Origin of the sequence: Henriciella marina DSM 19595, from assembly GCF_000376805.1 — a bacterium.
Classification (GTDB): Bacteria; Pseudomonadota; Alphaproteobacteria; order Caulobacterales; family Hyphomonadaceae; genus Henriciella; species Henriciella marina.
Genome location: NZ_AQXT01000002.1, coordinates 885,821 through 899,850 on the forward strand (window position 1 = coordinate 885,821; position 14,030 = coordinate 899,850).

Here is a 14,030-nt window from a genome sequence, read left to right on the forward strand (position 1 = left end):
ATGGAATGCACCGAAACGACTGATGGCCTGAGCCGCACTTACAAGGTCAAGGTGCCTGCAAGTGACCTCAAGACGCGCCTTGATGAGCGGATCGAAGAGATCCGCCCGCAAATGCGCCTGAAAGGCTTTCGGCCTGGCAAAGTGCCTGCCTCACACGTGCGCAAGATGTTCGGCAAGTCGCTCATGGGCGAAGTCATCGAAGCAGCAATGAAGGAAACAAGCGAGAAGGCGATCAAGGACGCAGACGTCCGCCCTGCCTCGCAGCCTGACATGCACATGGAAAGCGATATGGAGAAGGTCCTCGAAGGCGAGGAAGACCTGTCCTATCACATGCACGTCGACATCATGCCGGACTTCGAACCCGCCGACATGTCTGACATCAAGATCAAGAAACCTGTCGCTGAAGTCGACGATGCCCAGCTTGACGAAACGCTGGATCAGGTCGCCGAGAACAACATGAAGTACGAGCCGCGCGGCAAGACCGCGAAGGCCAAAGACGGCGACGCTGTCGTGATCGACTTCCTCGGCAAGGTCGATGGCGAACCGTTTGAAGGCGGCGCCGCTGAAGGCCATACGCTGGTTCTCGGCTCCGGCAGCTTCATTCCCGGCTTCGAAGAGCAGCTTGTTGGTCTCAAAACCGGCGAAGAAAAAGACGTCGAAGTCACCTTCCCCGAGCAGTACCAGGCCGAGCATCTTGCCGGTAAGGCCGCTGTCTTTGAAGTGAAGGTCAATGAGGTTCGCGCCCCGAAGAAGCCTGACATCGACGAAGAGTTCGCCCAGGGCCTGGGCATCGATTCGCTCGAAGAGCTGAAAACGATGCTCAAAACGCAGCTCCAGCAGGAGCTGGACAACGCCTCACGCGCCAAGGCCAAGCGTCACCTGCTTGATGCCCTCGACGAAAAGCATGACTTCGACCTGCCGCCAAAGATGGTCGACATGGAGTTCGACCAGATCTGGCAGCAGCTGCAGTCTGAAATGGATGCCGGCCGCGTCAGTGACGAGGACAAGGACAAGTCCGAGGACGAGCTGAAGGAAGAGTACCGCAAGATTGCTGAGCGCCGCGTGCGCCTTGGTCTGGTCCTCGCCGAAATCGGCCGCCTTCAAGAGATCAAGATCTCAGAGCAGGAAGTCCAGCAGGCCCTCGTTCGCGAAGCCCAGCGCTATCCAGGCCAGGAGCGTCAGGTGCTCGAATTCTTCCAGAAGAATGAAGGCGCCATGGCCCAGCTTCGTGCCCCGATCTACGAAGACAAAGTCGTCGACCACCTTCTTGAGACCGTGACGGTCGAGGAAGAAAAAGTCTCTCGCGAAGAGCTTATGAGCGAAGACGAAGAATAGGCCCGACGCCTCTTCGATTTTTCATAAAAGCCCGGCCCCAATTGGTCGGGCTTTTTCTTTGCCAAATATCAGCTCGTTCGGAGACGTGAAGGCGGTCGCTGTAGACGGGCGTCGTCTACCGACAATAGATCTGGTGGCACAGCGATCTCGACAATCTGCATCATATCGTCAGGGTTCAGGAGCGCTGGTACCTCCACCCTGTCCCAGCCGATACTGACAGACAGCGCGTACCTGCCTGACGTCAGTCCCTCAAAAGCATACTGACCGAACGACGCCGACGGGTGCTCGGCGGCGTCCTCGCCCGTCTCAAGGCTTGTCAGAAGGACTGGATGGCCCTCCAGGCGCACATCGCCGCGGCTCGGCACACCGTTGCCGTCATGATCAATGAAGACGCTGCCACGAAGCTGCCCGCTGCGACCAGAAGCCTCCCCTAAGGGTTCACGCCGGTTCAACGTCTCTAGTGGCGTAAGCTCGGTCGCAGACGCACTGACCCGCAATTCCGGGCGTGGATGGCGGCCGGTATTGATGGGGCTATTACCCCCCAGCTCGAAGGCTTCGCGCATAATGGCCTTAGCGGCATCGTCAGACGCGGTTGAGGTAGCCTGATGGGACAGGGCCCGCCCTGCCCTGGTTTTTATCTGTTTTGTGTACGACGCGGACACGTCTTGAAGCGTGATTGTCTCTACGCCGTCTGGGAGTGATTTCGCTGTCACCCGCAGCTGGGCCTCAACGAGAAAGGCACCCCATGCCTCTTGACTGCGCCAGTCGGCACTGCGCGGAACCGCTTGGGCGGATCGGCTACCAACGTTGAGCCGCCGGACCGGCTGCGCAGTCGGCGCCAGCTCTCCGGCGAACAAGTTCGCCATTGCCGCATCAATGGCATTGATATTGACGTTAGTTAGCTTGGCGCGCCGGACGCTTGCGCCCGGTGGCGCTGCAAAGTCTCTAGAGCCAATCGGCTCTGAGCGGATCTGCGCGCTTATGTCAGTCGACTGCGGTGAGAGTATTCGGTCCCACGTACCTGGCTCAGCAGGTCGTCCCCACGCCGGGGCGGCGAGAAGCTGAAACGCGAAAATAGCCAGAAGTAGGTGAGATGTCCGCAATTGGAACCTGCTCTTTAGTGGAGGCGATGTTCAAACAAACAGGGATGAAGGCACGCACTGCCTCAATCTGTCTCACTGCAAGAAGGGACCGCTGCCTGCTACGAGTGTGCGTAACTGATCAGGATTAAGCGAGCGCTTCACGAATCCGGAAAATTGGGCTGATCAAGCAAGTTCGAACCGAGAACCAGCGGTCCTATCGAAGCTCGTGCGTTAATACGGCTCTGATTTAGCGCATAAGGATATTCAGATACTCTCATGAACTCTCATGTACTTTTTATAGCTTTTGCCGGCGCCGTATTGATGTCGTGTGATCGCACGACTGATCAGGCGGATGCTCCATCTCCGCCCAGTGAGATCGAGACTACATCGGAAGTTTCTGCCACCTCAACACGTTCACAAGCGTCGTTTGAGGCTCTGCCTGCCCCCTATTCGCAAGCCGACTACAATCTGGGGCGTCGCACGTTCAAGCTATGTCAGTCCTGCCATACCGTTGCCGAGGGGGCACGGGACCTGGTTGGTCCGAACCTTCATGGTGTCTTCGGCCGCACGGTCGGGTCAGTAGATGGGTTTCAGTACTCGCGTGCCTTGCAGGAGGCGGATTTCGTCTGGTCTCCAGAGAGGCTCGAGGAGTGGCTTGCAAATCCGCGTGGCTACCTGCCGGGGAACCGCATGAGTTTTTCGGGCGTCCGCAAGCCCGAAGCCCGGCACGCTGTGATCGCCTATCTTATGGTCGAGAGCGGCTTCGTACTGGCGACGCCGGACGCAACTGGAACGGATGCGCGTCTAGAAACGCCGCGCGAGGGCGAGGAATAGGCCTGCCTCTTCAAACTCGCCGCCAAGCTCCAGGAGTGAGCCAGCAGAGATATCGAACACCTCTCTGCGCCAGACATATTCGAACTGATACTTTATCGACCGCGCGTTCTCAGACCCCTGATCGAGCCAGACCTGGTTCACCAGCCAGATGTTGCGGGTCATTTCGCGGCCATAGCCTGCCTCGAGGCGGTATCTCTGGCATCCATCAGAGTGGGCGCGAATTGCGGCTTCAGCAAACCAGAAACCGTTTCTTCGCTTCGTGCCCTTGCCCCTTGCGAACGATCGCCCAATGCCACTGCGGCCTTCGGCGCCAATAGACTGGCACCCTGCCGCACCTCCGATCGCCTCGCCCTCAAGAACGCCCGCCTCGAGTGAGGCCGTCCAGGCGTCGGCCAAACTGATGCTGCGTCTCAGCGTACTCCGCCATCCGCTGGCTGTGAATTCGGAGAACTCATCGAAGGTGACGCGCTCATACTTGGCGGTCAGCGTCCAATGATCGGAGATGCCGTACTCGCCATAGATATCAGTTCGCAGGCCAGGAAGGCCTTCGACTTCGGTTCGATTGATTGCAAAACGCCCATAGGCAGCCTCATCCGGCTGCCCCCAGGGCCCCGCCCCTGCGGGGAGACCAAAAACTGACAGCAGGATGCCAGCAGGTATGAACTTCAATGACCGAACCATTCACGGAGAGCTATAACGCTCTCCGCCAATGGTTGAAGTCAAATCTAGAGACGGAAGCGGATCTGGTCGGACCAGAAACGCTCAAGACGCGAGACGGTCTTGTTGAGCTGGGTCAGATCCATCGGACGAACGCTGGCTGTTGGTTCCAGTGCGTCTGCCTGCTTGGCAAAGAGCCCTTCGACGCGCTGGCGGACCTTGTGACCACGATCGGTCAGGCGAAGGTGCACCGTGCGTTTATCAGCTTCAGAACGAGACTGGAGAAGGTAGCCACCTTCCTGAAGCTTCTTGATATTATAGGAGAGGCTCGTGCCAGCAAACGCACCGCGTGCGCGCAGAACAGAAGCCGGGGTCTCATTCTCGCCGATCTCGTAAAGGAGCAGTGCCTGGACACCCGTCAGGTGACGTTCACCGCCACGTTCGAGATCGTCCTTCACGACATCATGCAGCCTGCGATGCGCCTGCTCGAGAAGAGAAAGGGATTTCAGGAAAGATTCAGCAACCGTATCTTCCTCGGTCACTGCTTGTGCAGCGTTGTTCATTGTAATCACCATCATCACTCAACTTTTGTTGTAGTTTGAACAGAGTTACGCCCTTCATCCTGATATTTCGTTAATCATGACCTTCTGAGCCGGCCTGTTCGTTAACAAATGGCGGCCTACTGGTTAATATTGGCTGCTCGCAGAAACCTGACGTCCAACATAAACGTTTGATAAACTCTTCTCATGCACCCTTTTTGTTTGAAATCACTGACTAGCCGAAGGTGAATGCTCGAATATCCGAGAGTAAAGAAGACTGTAGAAGACACGATGATGCACTCGAAGATCGAAATGCCCTTGTCTGACAATGTCGACAAACGCGACTTCCCGCGTTTCGACGTAAACACGTCCGGTACGCTTATCCTGGACACAGGGTTCAAGCTCTCCTTCGTTGTGAAGGATATGTCCCAGCGCGGCGCAAAGATCCTGCTAAACAAGACGTCCATCCTGCCAGACACCTTCACGGTCGAGATTGTCAGCCCTGACCGTTCAAAGCTGAAACGCTGTTCCGCGCGCCGCCAATGGCAGCGAGGCCCGCTTGTCGGCATCAGGCTACTAAGCGCGAAAACCATCACCCTCTGATCGTTTCGGCATTGGCACGGCTGTAAACCCGGCTAACATCGGAAATATGGAACAGAGCGTCCTGATAAGGCCTGCGTGTCTGCAGGATGTGAGCGCCATTATTGCGGCCGACATAGCTGCGTCTGCTCTGTTCAAACCGACAGGCCTGCTGTCCGACGACGCTCTCAACGACCATGTCGAGGCTTCAGATGTTGAGACGGCTGTTGATGCAGGCGTCATCGATGTTGCGGAAGTTGTCGCCAATAATCGCGTGGCCGGCTTCATTCAGTATGGGCTGATCGAAGGCGATCTCTACCTCGAACAGGTCAGCGTCGATCCGGCATATGGCCGGCAGGGTATTGGGCGACAGCTGATGTCATGGCTCGACCAGCGCGCGATTGACCTCGGCGCTCCTCGGGTCACGCTATCCACCTTTCGCGACCTTGCCTGGAACGGTCCATTCTATGCCTCGCTCGGGTTTGAAGAAATCCCGCGCGGCGACATGCTGGACTACATGTTTCGGATAGAGGCAGCACAGGCACCGCTTATGGATGTTTCCAAACGTTTTTTCATGATAAAAACCGTTCGCAATTAATCAAAGCACGCTAAGTAGCGCCTCATGACATCGCCATTTCCGCAAAGCTATCCGTCCACCCGGCTCCGCAGGCTTCGTCAGGCAGGCTGGGTTCGAAACCTCTCCGCAGAGAACAGCGTTTCTCCAAGCGACCTCATCTGGTCCATGGTCGTCCATGACGGCGAGGAGCCGAGCATTCCAGTTGGCTCGATGCCGGGGCTCTATCGGCTGAACGTCGAAGAAGCTGCGAATGCGGCCAGGCGCGCCAGCGATCTGGGTATCCCGGCAATTGCCATTTTCCCGCATATCAATCCTGCCCGGAAGGATGAAACCGGGTCCGAAGCGCTGAACCCTGATGGTCTGATCCCCGAGGCCATCAAGGCAATGAAGGCCGCCGCGCCTGATGTAGGCATCATCTGCGATGTCGCGCTCGATCCATTCACGGTTCACGGCCATGACGGGCTCATCGACGGTGACGGCTATGTGCTGAACGATGCGACGGTGGATCTGTTGAGACAACAGGCGGTCCTTCAGGCCGAAGCCGGCGCAGATATCGTCGCTCCCTCTGACATGATGGACGGGCGCGTCGGCGCAATCCGGGCGGCGCTCGAAGAGGCCGGTCACGTCAACACGATGATCATGTCTTACGCCGCCAAATATGCGAGCGGCTTCTATGGTCCCTACCGGGATGCGATCGGGTCCGCCTCTGCGCTGAAGGGCGACAAGAAAACCTATCAGCAGAACCCGGCCAATAGCGACGAAGCCCTGCGCGAGGTCGCCATGGACATTCAGGAAGGCGCCGACCTCGTCATGGTGAAGCCGGGTCTGCCTTATCTCGACATCATTCGACGGGTGTCGGAGACGTTCGCCGTGCCGACCATCGCCTTCCAGGTGTCGGGCGAATATGCGCAGATCAAGGCCGCTGGCCAGCAGGGCTGGATCGACGAGGAACGCGTCATGATGGAGACGCTGCTCTGTTTCAAGCGGGCTGGAGCCTCCGGCATCATCACCTATTTCGCCGAAGCGGCTGCGAAGCTGATGCATGATTAAAACCTCCCGATTGCCAAACATCTTCAACACAACCCGTCATCTGCCCGCTCTGTTTGCGTGCCTTGCTGTTTTCACGCTCGGCGCTCAGGCGCAGACTTCAGAAGAAACCGTGCCGCTGCCAGACCTTGAAGGCGGCCGCTGGGGCATTTCCGTCGTGTCGCTAGACGGTGAGCAGGTCTTTGCTGTCTCCGAGAGCCAGAGGTTTGCGCCTGCGTCCACGCTCAAGCTTGTGACCACGGCGGCGGCCTTTCGCATGCTGGGAGACTATGATTCCGGCCGCTGGCCTGCGGGCACCAGTATTCGGTTTGAGACAACCGAGATTTCAGACTATCCGGACCTCGTCCTGACGGGGTCTGGCGATCCCAGCCTTTCTGCGACAGGTAACTGCCAGACCAATTGCCTCCAGCAGATCGCCGATGCTGTCTCCGCCAGCGGCGTGACCGACATCGCCTCGATCGATGTCGATGACAGCCTGTTTCAGCCACCGCACTGGCCTTCCGGCTGGACGCACGAGGATTTCCGCTTTGGCTATGCCACGGCGATTTCCTCTCTCAGCATCGATAGCGGGGTTGCCCGGGCGAGGCTGACGCCCGGCAGCCGCCGAGGGCAGCCGCCTGAAGTCTCTTGGGAATGGACGCCGTTCTTCACGATCAATACCGCCGAAGCCGAAACCGTTACCACGCGGCAGTTCAATGTGGACCTGATCAGACGCCCAGGCGCCAGGCAGGCCTTTCTGCTGGGCAGGCTTCCGCTGGCCTCTCCGCCCGTGCACCTTCAGTTTGGTCTCGATGACCCGGCGCTCTATGCGGGCGAAGTGCTGAAGGCCATGCTGGAGGCGCGCGGCGTCACCGTTCACGGCCCCGTCTACCGCGCAGAGCTGACCCATGAGCCGGAAGTCGATCCAGACGCGCTCCCGCCTGTGGCAGACTTTTCATTGCCTGACCCGGATCCGGACGACCTGCTCGAAGAAATTCTTCATGAGAGCAATAATTTTTATACCGAAGTGCTGCTGCACCACATCTCGCTGACCGCGCGGGACAGGTCCCAGGAATCTGGCCTCAAACTGATGGGCGACATGATGGTCGCCGCGGGTGCCGACCCAAGCGAATACAATTTCTCTGACGGGTCCGGCCTATCGGTCTACAACCGTCTTACCCCCTCGGCGATGACAGATCTTCTGGTCTGGGCGAGCCGCCAGAGCTGGTTCAATACGTGGTCGGCGAACATCTCCAAGGCGGGGGAGACAGGCACGCTCCGTTACAGGTTCACGGACCTCGGCGCACCTAACAAGGTACGCGCGAAGACCGGAAGCCTGACCGGCACCGGTGCGCTTGCAGGCTATTTCGAGACGCGAGACGGGACGAAGTACGCGTTCGCCATCTTCGCCAATGACTCCTCGTTGAGATCATCGGCGACGCGCCGGCGTATAGATGAAATCCTCTATGACGTCGTAGAGCTTCTGGAGTAGGCCGACCGCGCCCTACTCTTCCCACGTCTCATAGCGCGCCCGCATATACTGGACGCCATGATCAATGATTTCGGCGAGCACATCCTCGTCAATATCCGCCAGCTTGTTGATGTAGAGACACGACTTTCCGACCTTGTGCTTGCCTAGCCGGGCGAGCTTGTCTTCGAGATCGAGATAGCCCGGCAGGATATAGATTGAGAGGTTCGCCTTGCGCGGCGAAAACCCAGTCATCAGGAAGTCACCTTCCCGGCCGCTTTCATACTTATAGGCATAGCGCCCATAGCCGATAATGGCCGGCCCCCACATGCGCGGGGCGAGACTTGTTGTCTCCCCAAAGATTTCCAGCAAGCGTTTTGCGTCCGCCTTACGGACGGGATGATCAATCTGATCAATGAACTCCGCTGGCGTTTGCGCGGTCGGTTGCGTCTTGTTCTCTGCTTTTGCCATCTTCTTTCCCCTTCAGGAGCGCAAACCTAGCGTGTCGAGGCGTGAGGCTGCAAACGCACCTCGAGATCAGTCGCCGATGGCAACCTCATCGCCGAGATCGAGTACGATAATAAGCACCACGAGCCCAATCAGAAGGATGGCCGAAAGCGAAATGTTCACCCAGAAAGCGCGCGTTGCATTCTGCTGATCTATCCAGCCGCGCGGCTTGATGTTCTTGAGACGGAAAACAGCCAACGCTGAAACGAGGAGGCAGATAATGTTCAGGAGAAGCAGCAGGCCGGAGCGACCAGCATATGACCATTCCTGCGATCCAACGAACAGGCCGAATGCCGCGCCGGGCGGCAGGAGCGCTGCCGCCACCATGACGCCGACCAGCACAGCTGACTTACCCTGCGCCATTGAGAGCGCCGCCGCACCACCTGCGGCGAGAGCCAGCGCAATACTATCCAGCCGGACCTGCGTGCGCGACATGAGCTCATAGCTGTCGGTGTTGAGCGGCAACACGAAAGAGATCAGGAACGCGACAAAAAGCGAGATCCCAAGACCACCGGCCAGTGTGACGCCAGACTGGCGAAGAAGGGCCATATTTCCCAGACCAGCGCCAAGAGCGAAACCGAGAATGGGCCCCAGCAGCGGCGCAATCACCATGGCACCGATAACTGCGGCCACACCATTGGAGTTCAAACCGATGGCGGCGACGACTGTTGAAAGCGCGGACAGAATAAGAAAGTCGCGCGTCAGGGTCGCGTCCTTGACGACGTCGTCCAGCAACTCTTCCCGCAGGACGCGAAGTTCGCTGGCAGCTTCATCCTGCTCAAGTTCTCGCGGTTCTGGCAGGCTCGCTTCGACCGGGATCATTGTAACCCGCCAGTCCTGGCAATTTTCCAGCGCTTCGGACACTGCGTCGATAAGAACCTGGCAGCGCCCGTCATGCATCAGAACGCGGATCATCTTGCGATCCTGCTGCTCGATATCGAATTGGATCCAGTCGACCGGCTCAAACGCCTTGATCGCGCGGACGATCGTGTCGCTGTCGCGCTTCTTCAGATGGATTTCAACCTGTTTCAAATCACTGCTTTCGCGACTTGCCGAAACGCGTGATCAGGCTGGACGTGTCCCAGCGCTCACCACCATCGGCCTGAACGTCGCCATAGAACTGATCGACCAGCGATGTCACTGGCAAGCGCGCACCGCTCTCGCGGGCCGCCCTAAGCGCGATACGCAGATCCTTACGCATCCAGTCGACCGCGAAGCCGTGTTCGAACTCTCTTGCGGCCATGGTTTTCCAGCGGTTCTCCATCTGCCAGCTTTGTGCGGCCCCGCCAGAGATCGCCTCCATGACCTTTGAGACGTCGAGCCCGTTCGCCTCTGCGAAATGGATGCCTTCTGAAAGCCCCTGTACGATCCCCGCAATGCAGATCTGGTTCACTGATTTGGCCAGCTGGCCCGCGCCGCTCTCACCGATATGGGTAATGCGGGCGCCGTAAGCCTCCATCACCGGGCGCGCTTTATCCATTGCGCTGTCATCGCCGCCGCACATAATTGTCAGCTTGCCAGCTTCAGCCCCGGCCTGACCACCAGAGATGGGGGCGTCGATGAAACTGGCCCCGCGAGACGCGCACCGCTCATGTAGAGCGCGCGCGAGGTCAGCGCTCGCTGTCGTATGATCGATGACGATCGTGCCTTCGGCCAGCGCGTCTTCGATTTGATCGAAGACGGCTTCGACATCAGGATCATCGCCAAGGCAAAGACAGACGATCTCAGCGCCCCTTACCGCATCGGCGGGCGAGCTCGCGGCGGTGCCGTCATATTTTGCGGCCCAGTCGTCTGCCTTGGACGATGTCCGGTTCCAGACCGAGACCTCATAACCTTTGGCCACAAGATGTCCGGCCATTGGGAACCCCATGACGCCAAGTCCAAGAAATGCGCACTTACTCATCTAGACCTCTCATTTCTGATCATATGCCTGCCGATTGCCTCGTGCCGACTTAGGGCTTCAGGCGCAACACGACCAGATTTGTTTAAAATTCAACGATCCAGCCAAACCTCACCTAAAACACCTTCGTTTAGACCCGTCCATGAAGATCAGAAAGATCGGACGTTATGGCTGATGTACACGCCTTGTCGCGTGCCCGGGGCAGAATGCCCCTGGCGCCGATCCGCCAGACTGGTGGATGGAAACTTGCTTATGCAGACTTCCTGACTGCGCTTTGCGCGCTGTTCCTTGTGCTATGGCTGGTTCATGGTGCAACACCGGAGCAGAAGGAAAGCGTCGCTGAACAGTTTAGCGCAGCCTCTTTGCTCACCACACAATCACTGCAGCCTGTTTCGTTTTACCCGGCTCAGAGTGAAGCCGATGCGCTGGCCACAACGCTTGGTTCGTCGCCCCTTTTCAATGATTACGGAAGTTTCGTTTCCCTGGAGACCCTCGAAAATGGTGTGCGTATCGAACTTCTCGACCCTGACCGCGCGCCCCTGTTCGAAAAAGGCGCCGCAACGCTGAACACTCGCGGCGAAGCGCTTATAGATCTGACCGCAGCTGCGCTCTCGCTTGTTGATTATTCGGTATCGGTCGAAGGCCATACAGATAGCGACCCGGTCCACCGCGCCAACTATTCCAACTGGGACCTCTCGGCAGACCGGGCCAACGCTGCCCGCCGCGCGCTCCTCGCCCATGGACTTACGCCGAACCGCATCCGCAGCGTTGCAGGCCTTGCCGACACCCGGCCCCTCGATGCCACTTCAACCAGCTTGCCTCAGAACCGCCGCTTGAGCATAGTCGTCCATATCGATTGATTTCTCGCCCTGGCAAAGTCCCGGGCGCGGCCGGGAGACTGGATGGCATCTGAGCTGATTGAAAACTGGCCCATGTGGGTCAGCCTGGGCGTCATTGTCTGCGCGATAGTCTTCTATGTGCTGGACCGCTGGTCGATGGAGCTTGTCTCTATTGGCGTCGTGACAGCCCTGTTGGTCGTCTTTGCCCTGCCGGGAGCAACCGGGGTTGGCGGCACACCAATCGGATCCGCAGACCTACTCGCTGGTTTCGGAAACCCTGCCCTCATCACGATCATGGCCCTGCTTGTTGTCGGCCAGGGCCTTTTTCAAACGGGCGCAATTGATGGGCCGACCAAATCACTGGTCCGCTCATATGGCAAACGGCCCATCTATACGCTGTTCGTGACCTTCCTCGCCGTCTTCGCGATCAGCGCCTTCACGAACAATACACCCGTCGTCATCATGTTTCTGCCGATCATGAGCGCGATTGCCATGCGGATGAACGCATCGCCCTCGCGTCTCATGATGCCGCTTAGTTTCGTGTCCATCCTGGCCGGCATGACAACGCTGATCGGCACGTCGACCAACCTTCTGGCCGCCGATGCCTATCGGCGGACCGAAGGTATCTCGCTCGGATTCTTCGAGCAGTCGCCCATGGGGCTCATGCTGGCGGCGGTAGGACTGGTCTATATCGCGATCTTCTCGCGCTTCCTGCTGCCCGACCGCGATACGTTTGCGCAGGAAATCGTGCCGAGCGGCAAGCAGTTCGTGGCGCAGATCGAAGTGACGCATGACCATTTCCTGATCGGCCAGGCGCCTGTGGCAGGCATGTTCCCGGACCTGAAAGACATGACCGTGCGCCTCATTCAGCGGGGGGAGCGCGCGCTGCTTCCACCTTTTGAAGACATTGAGCTTCGCGCGGGCGATCTTGTTATCGTCGCCGCCACGCGCAAGGCCATCAGCGATCTTCTCGCCTCCAAGCCAGGACTACTCCAGCAGATCTGGCAGGGCGACGATGCGCAAAAGGTCGAGACATCTGTTCCTCAGCTCAGCCTGATCGAAGCGGTGATCGCGCCGGGCTCCAGAATGGCCGGGCGTACGGTTGAAATGCTGGGGTTCCGTCGGCTGACATCTGCCGTGGTTCTGGGCATTCAGCGACGCTCTCGCATGATCCGCTCAAAGCTCGGGCAGATACGGCTGGAATCTGGCGACACGCTCCTTCTCTGCGCGCCCCAGGATGTCTTTCAGGAGCTGCGCACAAGCCGCGACATCATTCTGCTTGAATGGTCGCAGAAGGAAATCCCGATCACGGCGCACAGCCTTGCGGCGCGGCTGATTGCGCTCGGTATGGTGGTGCTGGCGGCAACAGGCCTCACAAGCATCCTGATCGCGTCTGTCGCTGCCGCCTTCGCCATGATCATCACCCAGTGCCTCAACACGCGTCAGGCGAGCCGGGCGCTCGACCTGCGTATTTTCCTGGTCATTGCCGCTGCGCTGGCGATGGGGACGGCCCTCGAGAAGACAGGGGCCGCCACGCTGATCGCCAATGGGGTCGTCGGCTTCGCCGCGCCCCATGGCCCGGTGGTTATCCTGTCGACCATCTTCATCTGCGTGGCGATCCTGACCAATATCCTCAGCAATGCTGCAACCGCCGTCCTCTTCGCGCCGGTCGCGCTGGAGGCGGCGCAAACAACCGGAAGTGATCCGCTCCCCTATATACTTGCAGTCATCTATGCGTCGAACTGCAGTTTCGCCTCGCCTATCGCCTATCAGACAAACATGTTGATAATGGCGCCAGGCCACTACCGATTTTCAGACTTCCTAAAGTTCGGTGGGCCACTGTTGGTTGTGATGTGGGTCGCTTTTACCATAATGGCCCCTTGGCGTTTTGATCTATGAGTGCGTTAATCGATGACGATGAAACTTGATGAGTCGCTATTTACCGTACCGGGCGTCGGACGCGGACTTCGTTTCTATGTCACGGGCGCCACACCCTGCCCCTATCTGGATGGCCAGATGGAGCGGAAGGCTTTCACACATCTCAATCAGGCGTCCCCAGACGCGCTTCACAACCAGCTGAGCGAGTCCGGCTTCCGGCGCAGCCAGTCTGTCGCCTATCGTCCGGCCTGCCCGTCCTGCAATGCCTGCCGGAGTGTGCGCGTCGACGCGTCGAAATTCTTACCCAGCCGCAACCAGTCGCGTATCCTGCGCAAGAATAGTGATCTTGTGCGCCGTCCCGTCGCGCCGAAAGCCACGCGGGAGCAATACCGGCTTCTCAAACGCTATCTGGTGACCCGCCATGAAGGCGGCGGCATGTCCGATATGGGCTTCCGTGAATTTGCCGGCATGGTGAACGAGACCCCCGTCCAGACGCTGATGTTCGAATATCGCGAAGGACCCGAGGAAGACGCGCCGCTGATTGCTGTGTCTCTGACCGATGTACTGCGCGATGGCTTCTCGATGGTCTACACCTTCTTTGATACCCGCCAGCCAAAACGCAGCCTCGGAACCTATCTGATCCTCGATCATATCCGGAGCGCGGAAGACTATGGCCTGCCGCATGTCTATCTTGGCTACTGGATCAAGCAGAGCCCGAAGATGGACTACAAACGCCGCTTCCAGCCGCTGGAAGTGCTTGACGGCCCGGTCTGGCGTCCGCTTCAAGAGACTGAATAGAACCCGGCCCT

General features: G+C 58.6%; 15 protein-coding genes. 9 read left to right on the top strand and 6 right to left on the bottom strand.

Going from position 1 to position 14,030, the window contains the following annotated elements; genetic code table 11:
- Entirely contained in the window at positions 1-1,335 is a 1,335-nt protein-coding gene (gene tig, locus F550_RS0104455) for a trigger factor (RefSeq protein WP_018147326.1), read from the top strand.
- Between the two features lie 68 nt (positions 1,336-1,403).
- Here tig and F550_RS19080 read toward each other — a convergent pair whose 3' ends face one another.
- Positions 1,404-1,898, bottom strand: coding sequence for an SdrD B-like domain-containing protein (locus tag F550_RS19080; protein WP_156807817.1), 495 nt, complete (start codon positions 1,896-1,898; stop codon positions 1,404-1,406).
- Positions 1,899-2,738: 840 nt separating this feature from the next.
- Here F550_RS19080 and F550_RS0104465 point away from each other — a divergent pair.
- Positions 2,739-3,251: a c-type cytochrome gene (locus tag F550_RS0104465; protein ID WP_169332243.1), complete on the top strand. Its 513-nt coding sequence runs from the start codon at positions 2,739-2,741 to the stop codon at positions 3,249-3,251.
- Here F550_RS0104465 and F550_RS0104470 read toward each other — a convergent pair.
- Together F550_RS0104470 and F550_RS0104475 are read right to left on the bottom strand one after the other, a co-directional pair.
- A complete protein-coding gene (locus F550_RS0104470; RefSeq protein WP_156807818.1) occupies positions 3,222-3,920 on the bottom strand; it encodes a hypothetical protein in 699 nt (232 codons plus the stop codon). The two genes, F550_RS0104465 and F550_RS0104470, sit on opposite strands and share 30 nt — an antisense overlap.
- 56 nt (positions 3,921-3,976) lie before the next feature.
- Complete coding sequence (locus F550_RS0104475) at positions 3,977-4,471, bottom strand: MarR family winged helix-turn-helix transcriptional regulator (RefSeq protein ID WP_233348989.1); 495 nt, start codon at positions 4,469-4,471, stop codon at positions 3,977-3,979.
- A gap of 225 nt (positions 4,472-4,696) precedes the next feature.
- Between F550_RS0104475 and F550_RS0104480 the strand changes: the two genes are divergently transcribed.
- Genes F550_RS0104480 through dacB form a run of 4 tightly spaced genes read left to right on the top strand, consistent with a single transcriptional unit; the run spans position 4,697 to position 8,121 of the window.
- Positions 4,697-5,050, top strand: coding sequence for a PilZ domain-containing protein (locus F550_RS0104480; protein ID WP_018147331.1), 354 nt, complete (start codon positions 4,697-4,699; stop codon positions 5,048-5,050).
- Positions 5,051-5,096: 46 nt separating this feature from the next.
- Entirely contained in the window at positions 5,097-5,624 is a 528-nt protein-coding gene (locus tag F550_RS16855; RefSeq protein ID WP_018147332.1) for a GNAT family N-acetyltransferase, read from the top strand.
- Positions 5,625-5,648: 24 nt separating this feature from the next.
- Positions 5,649-6,653 (top strand): porphobilinogen synthase, encoded by a 1,005-nt coding sequence (gene hemB, locus F550_RS0104490; protein WP_018147333.1) that lies wholly within the window; start codon positions 5,649-5,651, stop codon positions 6,651-6,653.
- Positions 6,646-8,121 (top strand): D-alanyl-D-alanine carboxypeptidase/D-alanyl-D-alanine endopeptidase, encoded by a 1,476-nt coding sequence (gene dacB, locus F550_RS0104495; RefSeq protein ID WP_083910909.1) that lies wholly within the window; start codon positions 6,646-6,648, stop codon positions 8,119-8,121. Before hemB ends, dacB begins: the two co-directional genes overlap by 8 nt.
- A gap of 12 nt (positions 8,122-8,133) precedes the next feature.
- On the opposite strand, the gene F550_RS0104500 is transcribed toward dacB, so the two are convergent.
- The 3 genes from F550_RS0104500 to F550_RS0104510 form a co-directional block, all read right to left on the bottom strand.
- Positions 8,134-8,568 carry a DUF1801 domain-containing protein gene (locus F550_RS0104500; protein WP_018147335.1) on the bottom strand — a complete coding sequence of 145 codons (435 nt, stop codon included), beginning with the start codon at positions 8,566-8,568 and terminating at the stop codon, positions 8,134-8,136.
- 66 nt (positions 8,569-8,634) lie between these two features.
- Positions 8,635-9,636, bottom strand: a complete 1,002-nt coding sequence (locus F550_RS0104505; protein WP_018147336.1) for a TIGR00341 family protein — start codon at positions 9,634-9,636, stop codon at positions 8,635-8,637.
- Between the two features lies 1 nt (position 9,637).
- Positions 9,638-10,507 (bottom strand): NAD(P)-dependent oxidoreductase, encoded by an 870-nt coding sequence (locus F550_RS0104510; protein WP_018147337.1) that lies wholly within the window; start codon positions 10,505-10,507, stop codon positions 9,638-9,640.
- Between the two features lie 164 nt (positions 10,508-10,671).
- Here F550_RS0104510 and F550_RS0104515 point away from each other — a divergent pair, with 164 nt between their 5' ends.
- Genes F550_RS0104515 through F550_RS0104525 form a run of 3 tightly spaced genes read left to right on the top strand, consistent with a single transcriptional unit; the run spans position 10,672 to position 14,019 of the window.
- Positions 10,672-11,364 (top strand): OmpA/MotB family protein, encoded by a 693-nt coding sequence (locus F550_RS0104515; RefSeq protein WP_018147338.1) that lies wholly within the window; start codon positions 10,672-10,674, stop codon positions 11,362-11,364.
- Between the two features lie 42 nt (positions 11,365-11,406).
- Positions 11,407-13,242: an SLC13 family permease gene (locus F550_RS0104520; RefSeq protein ID WP_018147339.1), complete on the top strand. Its 1,836-nt coding sequence runs from the start codon at positions 11,407-11,409 to the stop codon at positions 13,240-13,242.
- A 12-nt stretch (positions 13,243-13,254) separates the two neighbouring features.
- A complete protein-coding gene (locus F550_RS0104525) occupies positions 13,255-14,019 on the top strand; it encodes an arginyltransferase (RefSeq protein ID WP_018147340.1) in 765 nt (254 codons plus the stop codon).
- Positions 14,020-14,030 lie beyond the last annotated feature (11 nt).

Bases quoted from the DNA above. Each gene is read 5' to 3' on its own strand.
- tig (WP_018147326.1), top strand. From the start codon at position 1: ATGGAATGCACCGAAACGACTGATGGCCTGAGCCGCACTTACAAGGTC.
- F550_RS19080 (WP_156807817.1), bottom strand. From the start codon at position 1,898: ATGCGCGAAGCCTTCGAGCTGGGGGGTAATAGCCCCATCAATACCGGC.
- F550_RS0104465 (WP_169332243.1), top strand. From the start codon at position 2,739: ATGTCGTGTGATCGCACGACTGATCAGGCGGATGCTCCATCTCCGCCC.
- F550_RS0104475 (WP_233348989.1), bottom strand. From the start codon at position 4,471: ATGAACAACGCTGCACAAGCAGTGACCGAGGAAGATACGGTTGCTGAA.
- F550_RS0104480 (WP_018147331.1), top strand. From the start codon at position 4,697: ATGCTCGAATATCCGAGAGTAAAGAAGACTGTAGAAGACACGATGATG.
- F550_RS16855 (WP_018147332.1), top strand. From the start codon at position 5,097: ATGGAACAGAGCGTCCTGATAAGGCCTGCGTGTCTGCAGGATGTGAGC.
- hemB (WP_018147333.1), top strand. From the start codon at position 5,649: ATGACATCGCCATTTCCGCAAAGCTATCCGTCCACCCGGCTCCGCAGG.
- dacB (WP_083910909.1), top strand. From the start codon at position 6,646: ATGATTAAAACCTCCCGATTGCCAAACATCTTCAACACAACCCGTCAT.
- F550_RS0104500 (WP_018147335.1), bottom strand. From the start codon at position 8,568: ATGGCAAAAGCAGAGAACAAGACGCAACCGACCGCGCAAACGCCAGCG.
- F550_RS0104510 (WP_018147337.1), bottom strand. From the start codon at position 10,507: ATGAGTAAGTGCGCATTTCTTGGACTTGGCGTCATGGGGTTCCCAATG.
- F550_RS0104515 (WP_018147338.1), top strand. From the start codon at position 10,672: ATGGCTGATGTACACGCCTTGTCGCGTGCCCGGGGCAGAATGCCCCTG.
- F550_RS0104520 (WP_018147339.1), top strand. From the start codon at position 11,407: ATGGCATCTGAGCTGATTGAAAACTGGCCCATGTGGGTCAGCCTGGGC.
- F550_RS0104525 (WP_018147340.1), top strand. From the start codon at position 13,255: ATGACGATGAAACTTGATGAGTCGCTATTTACCGTACCGGGCGTCGGA.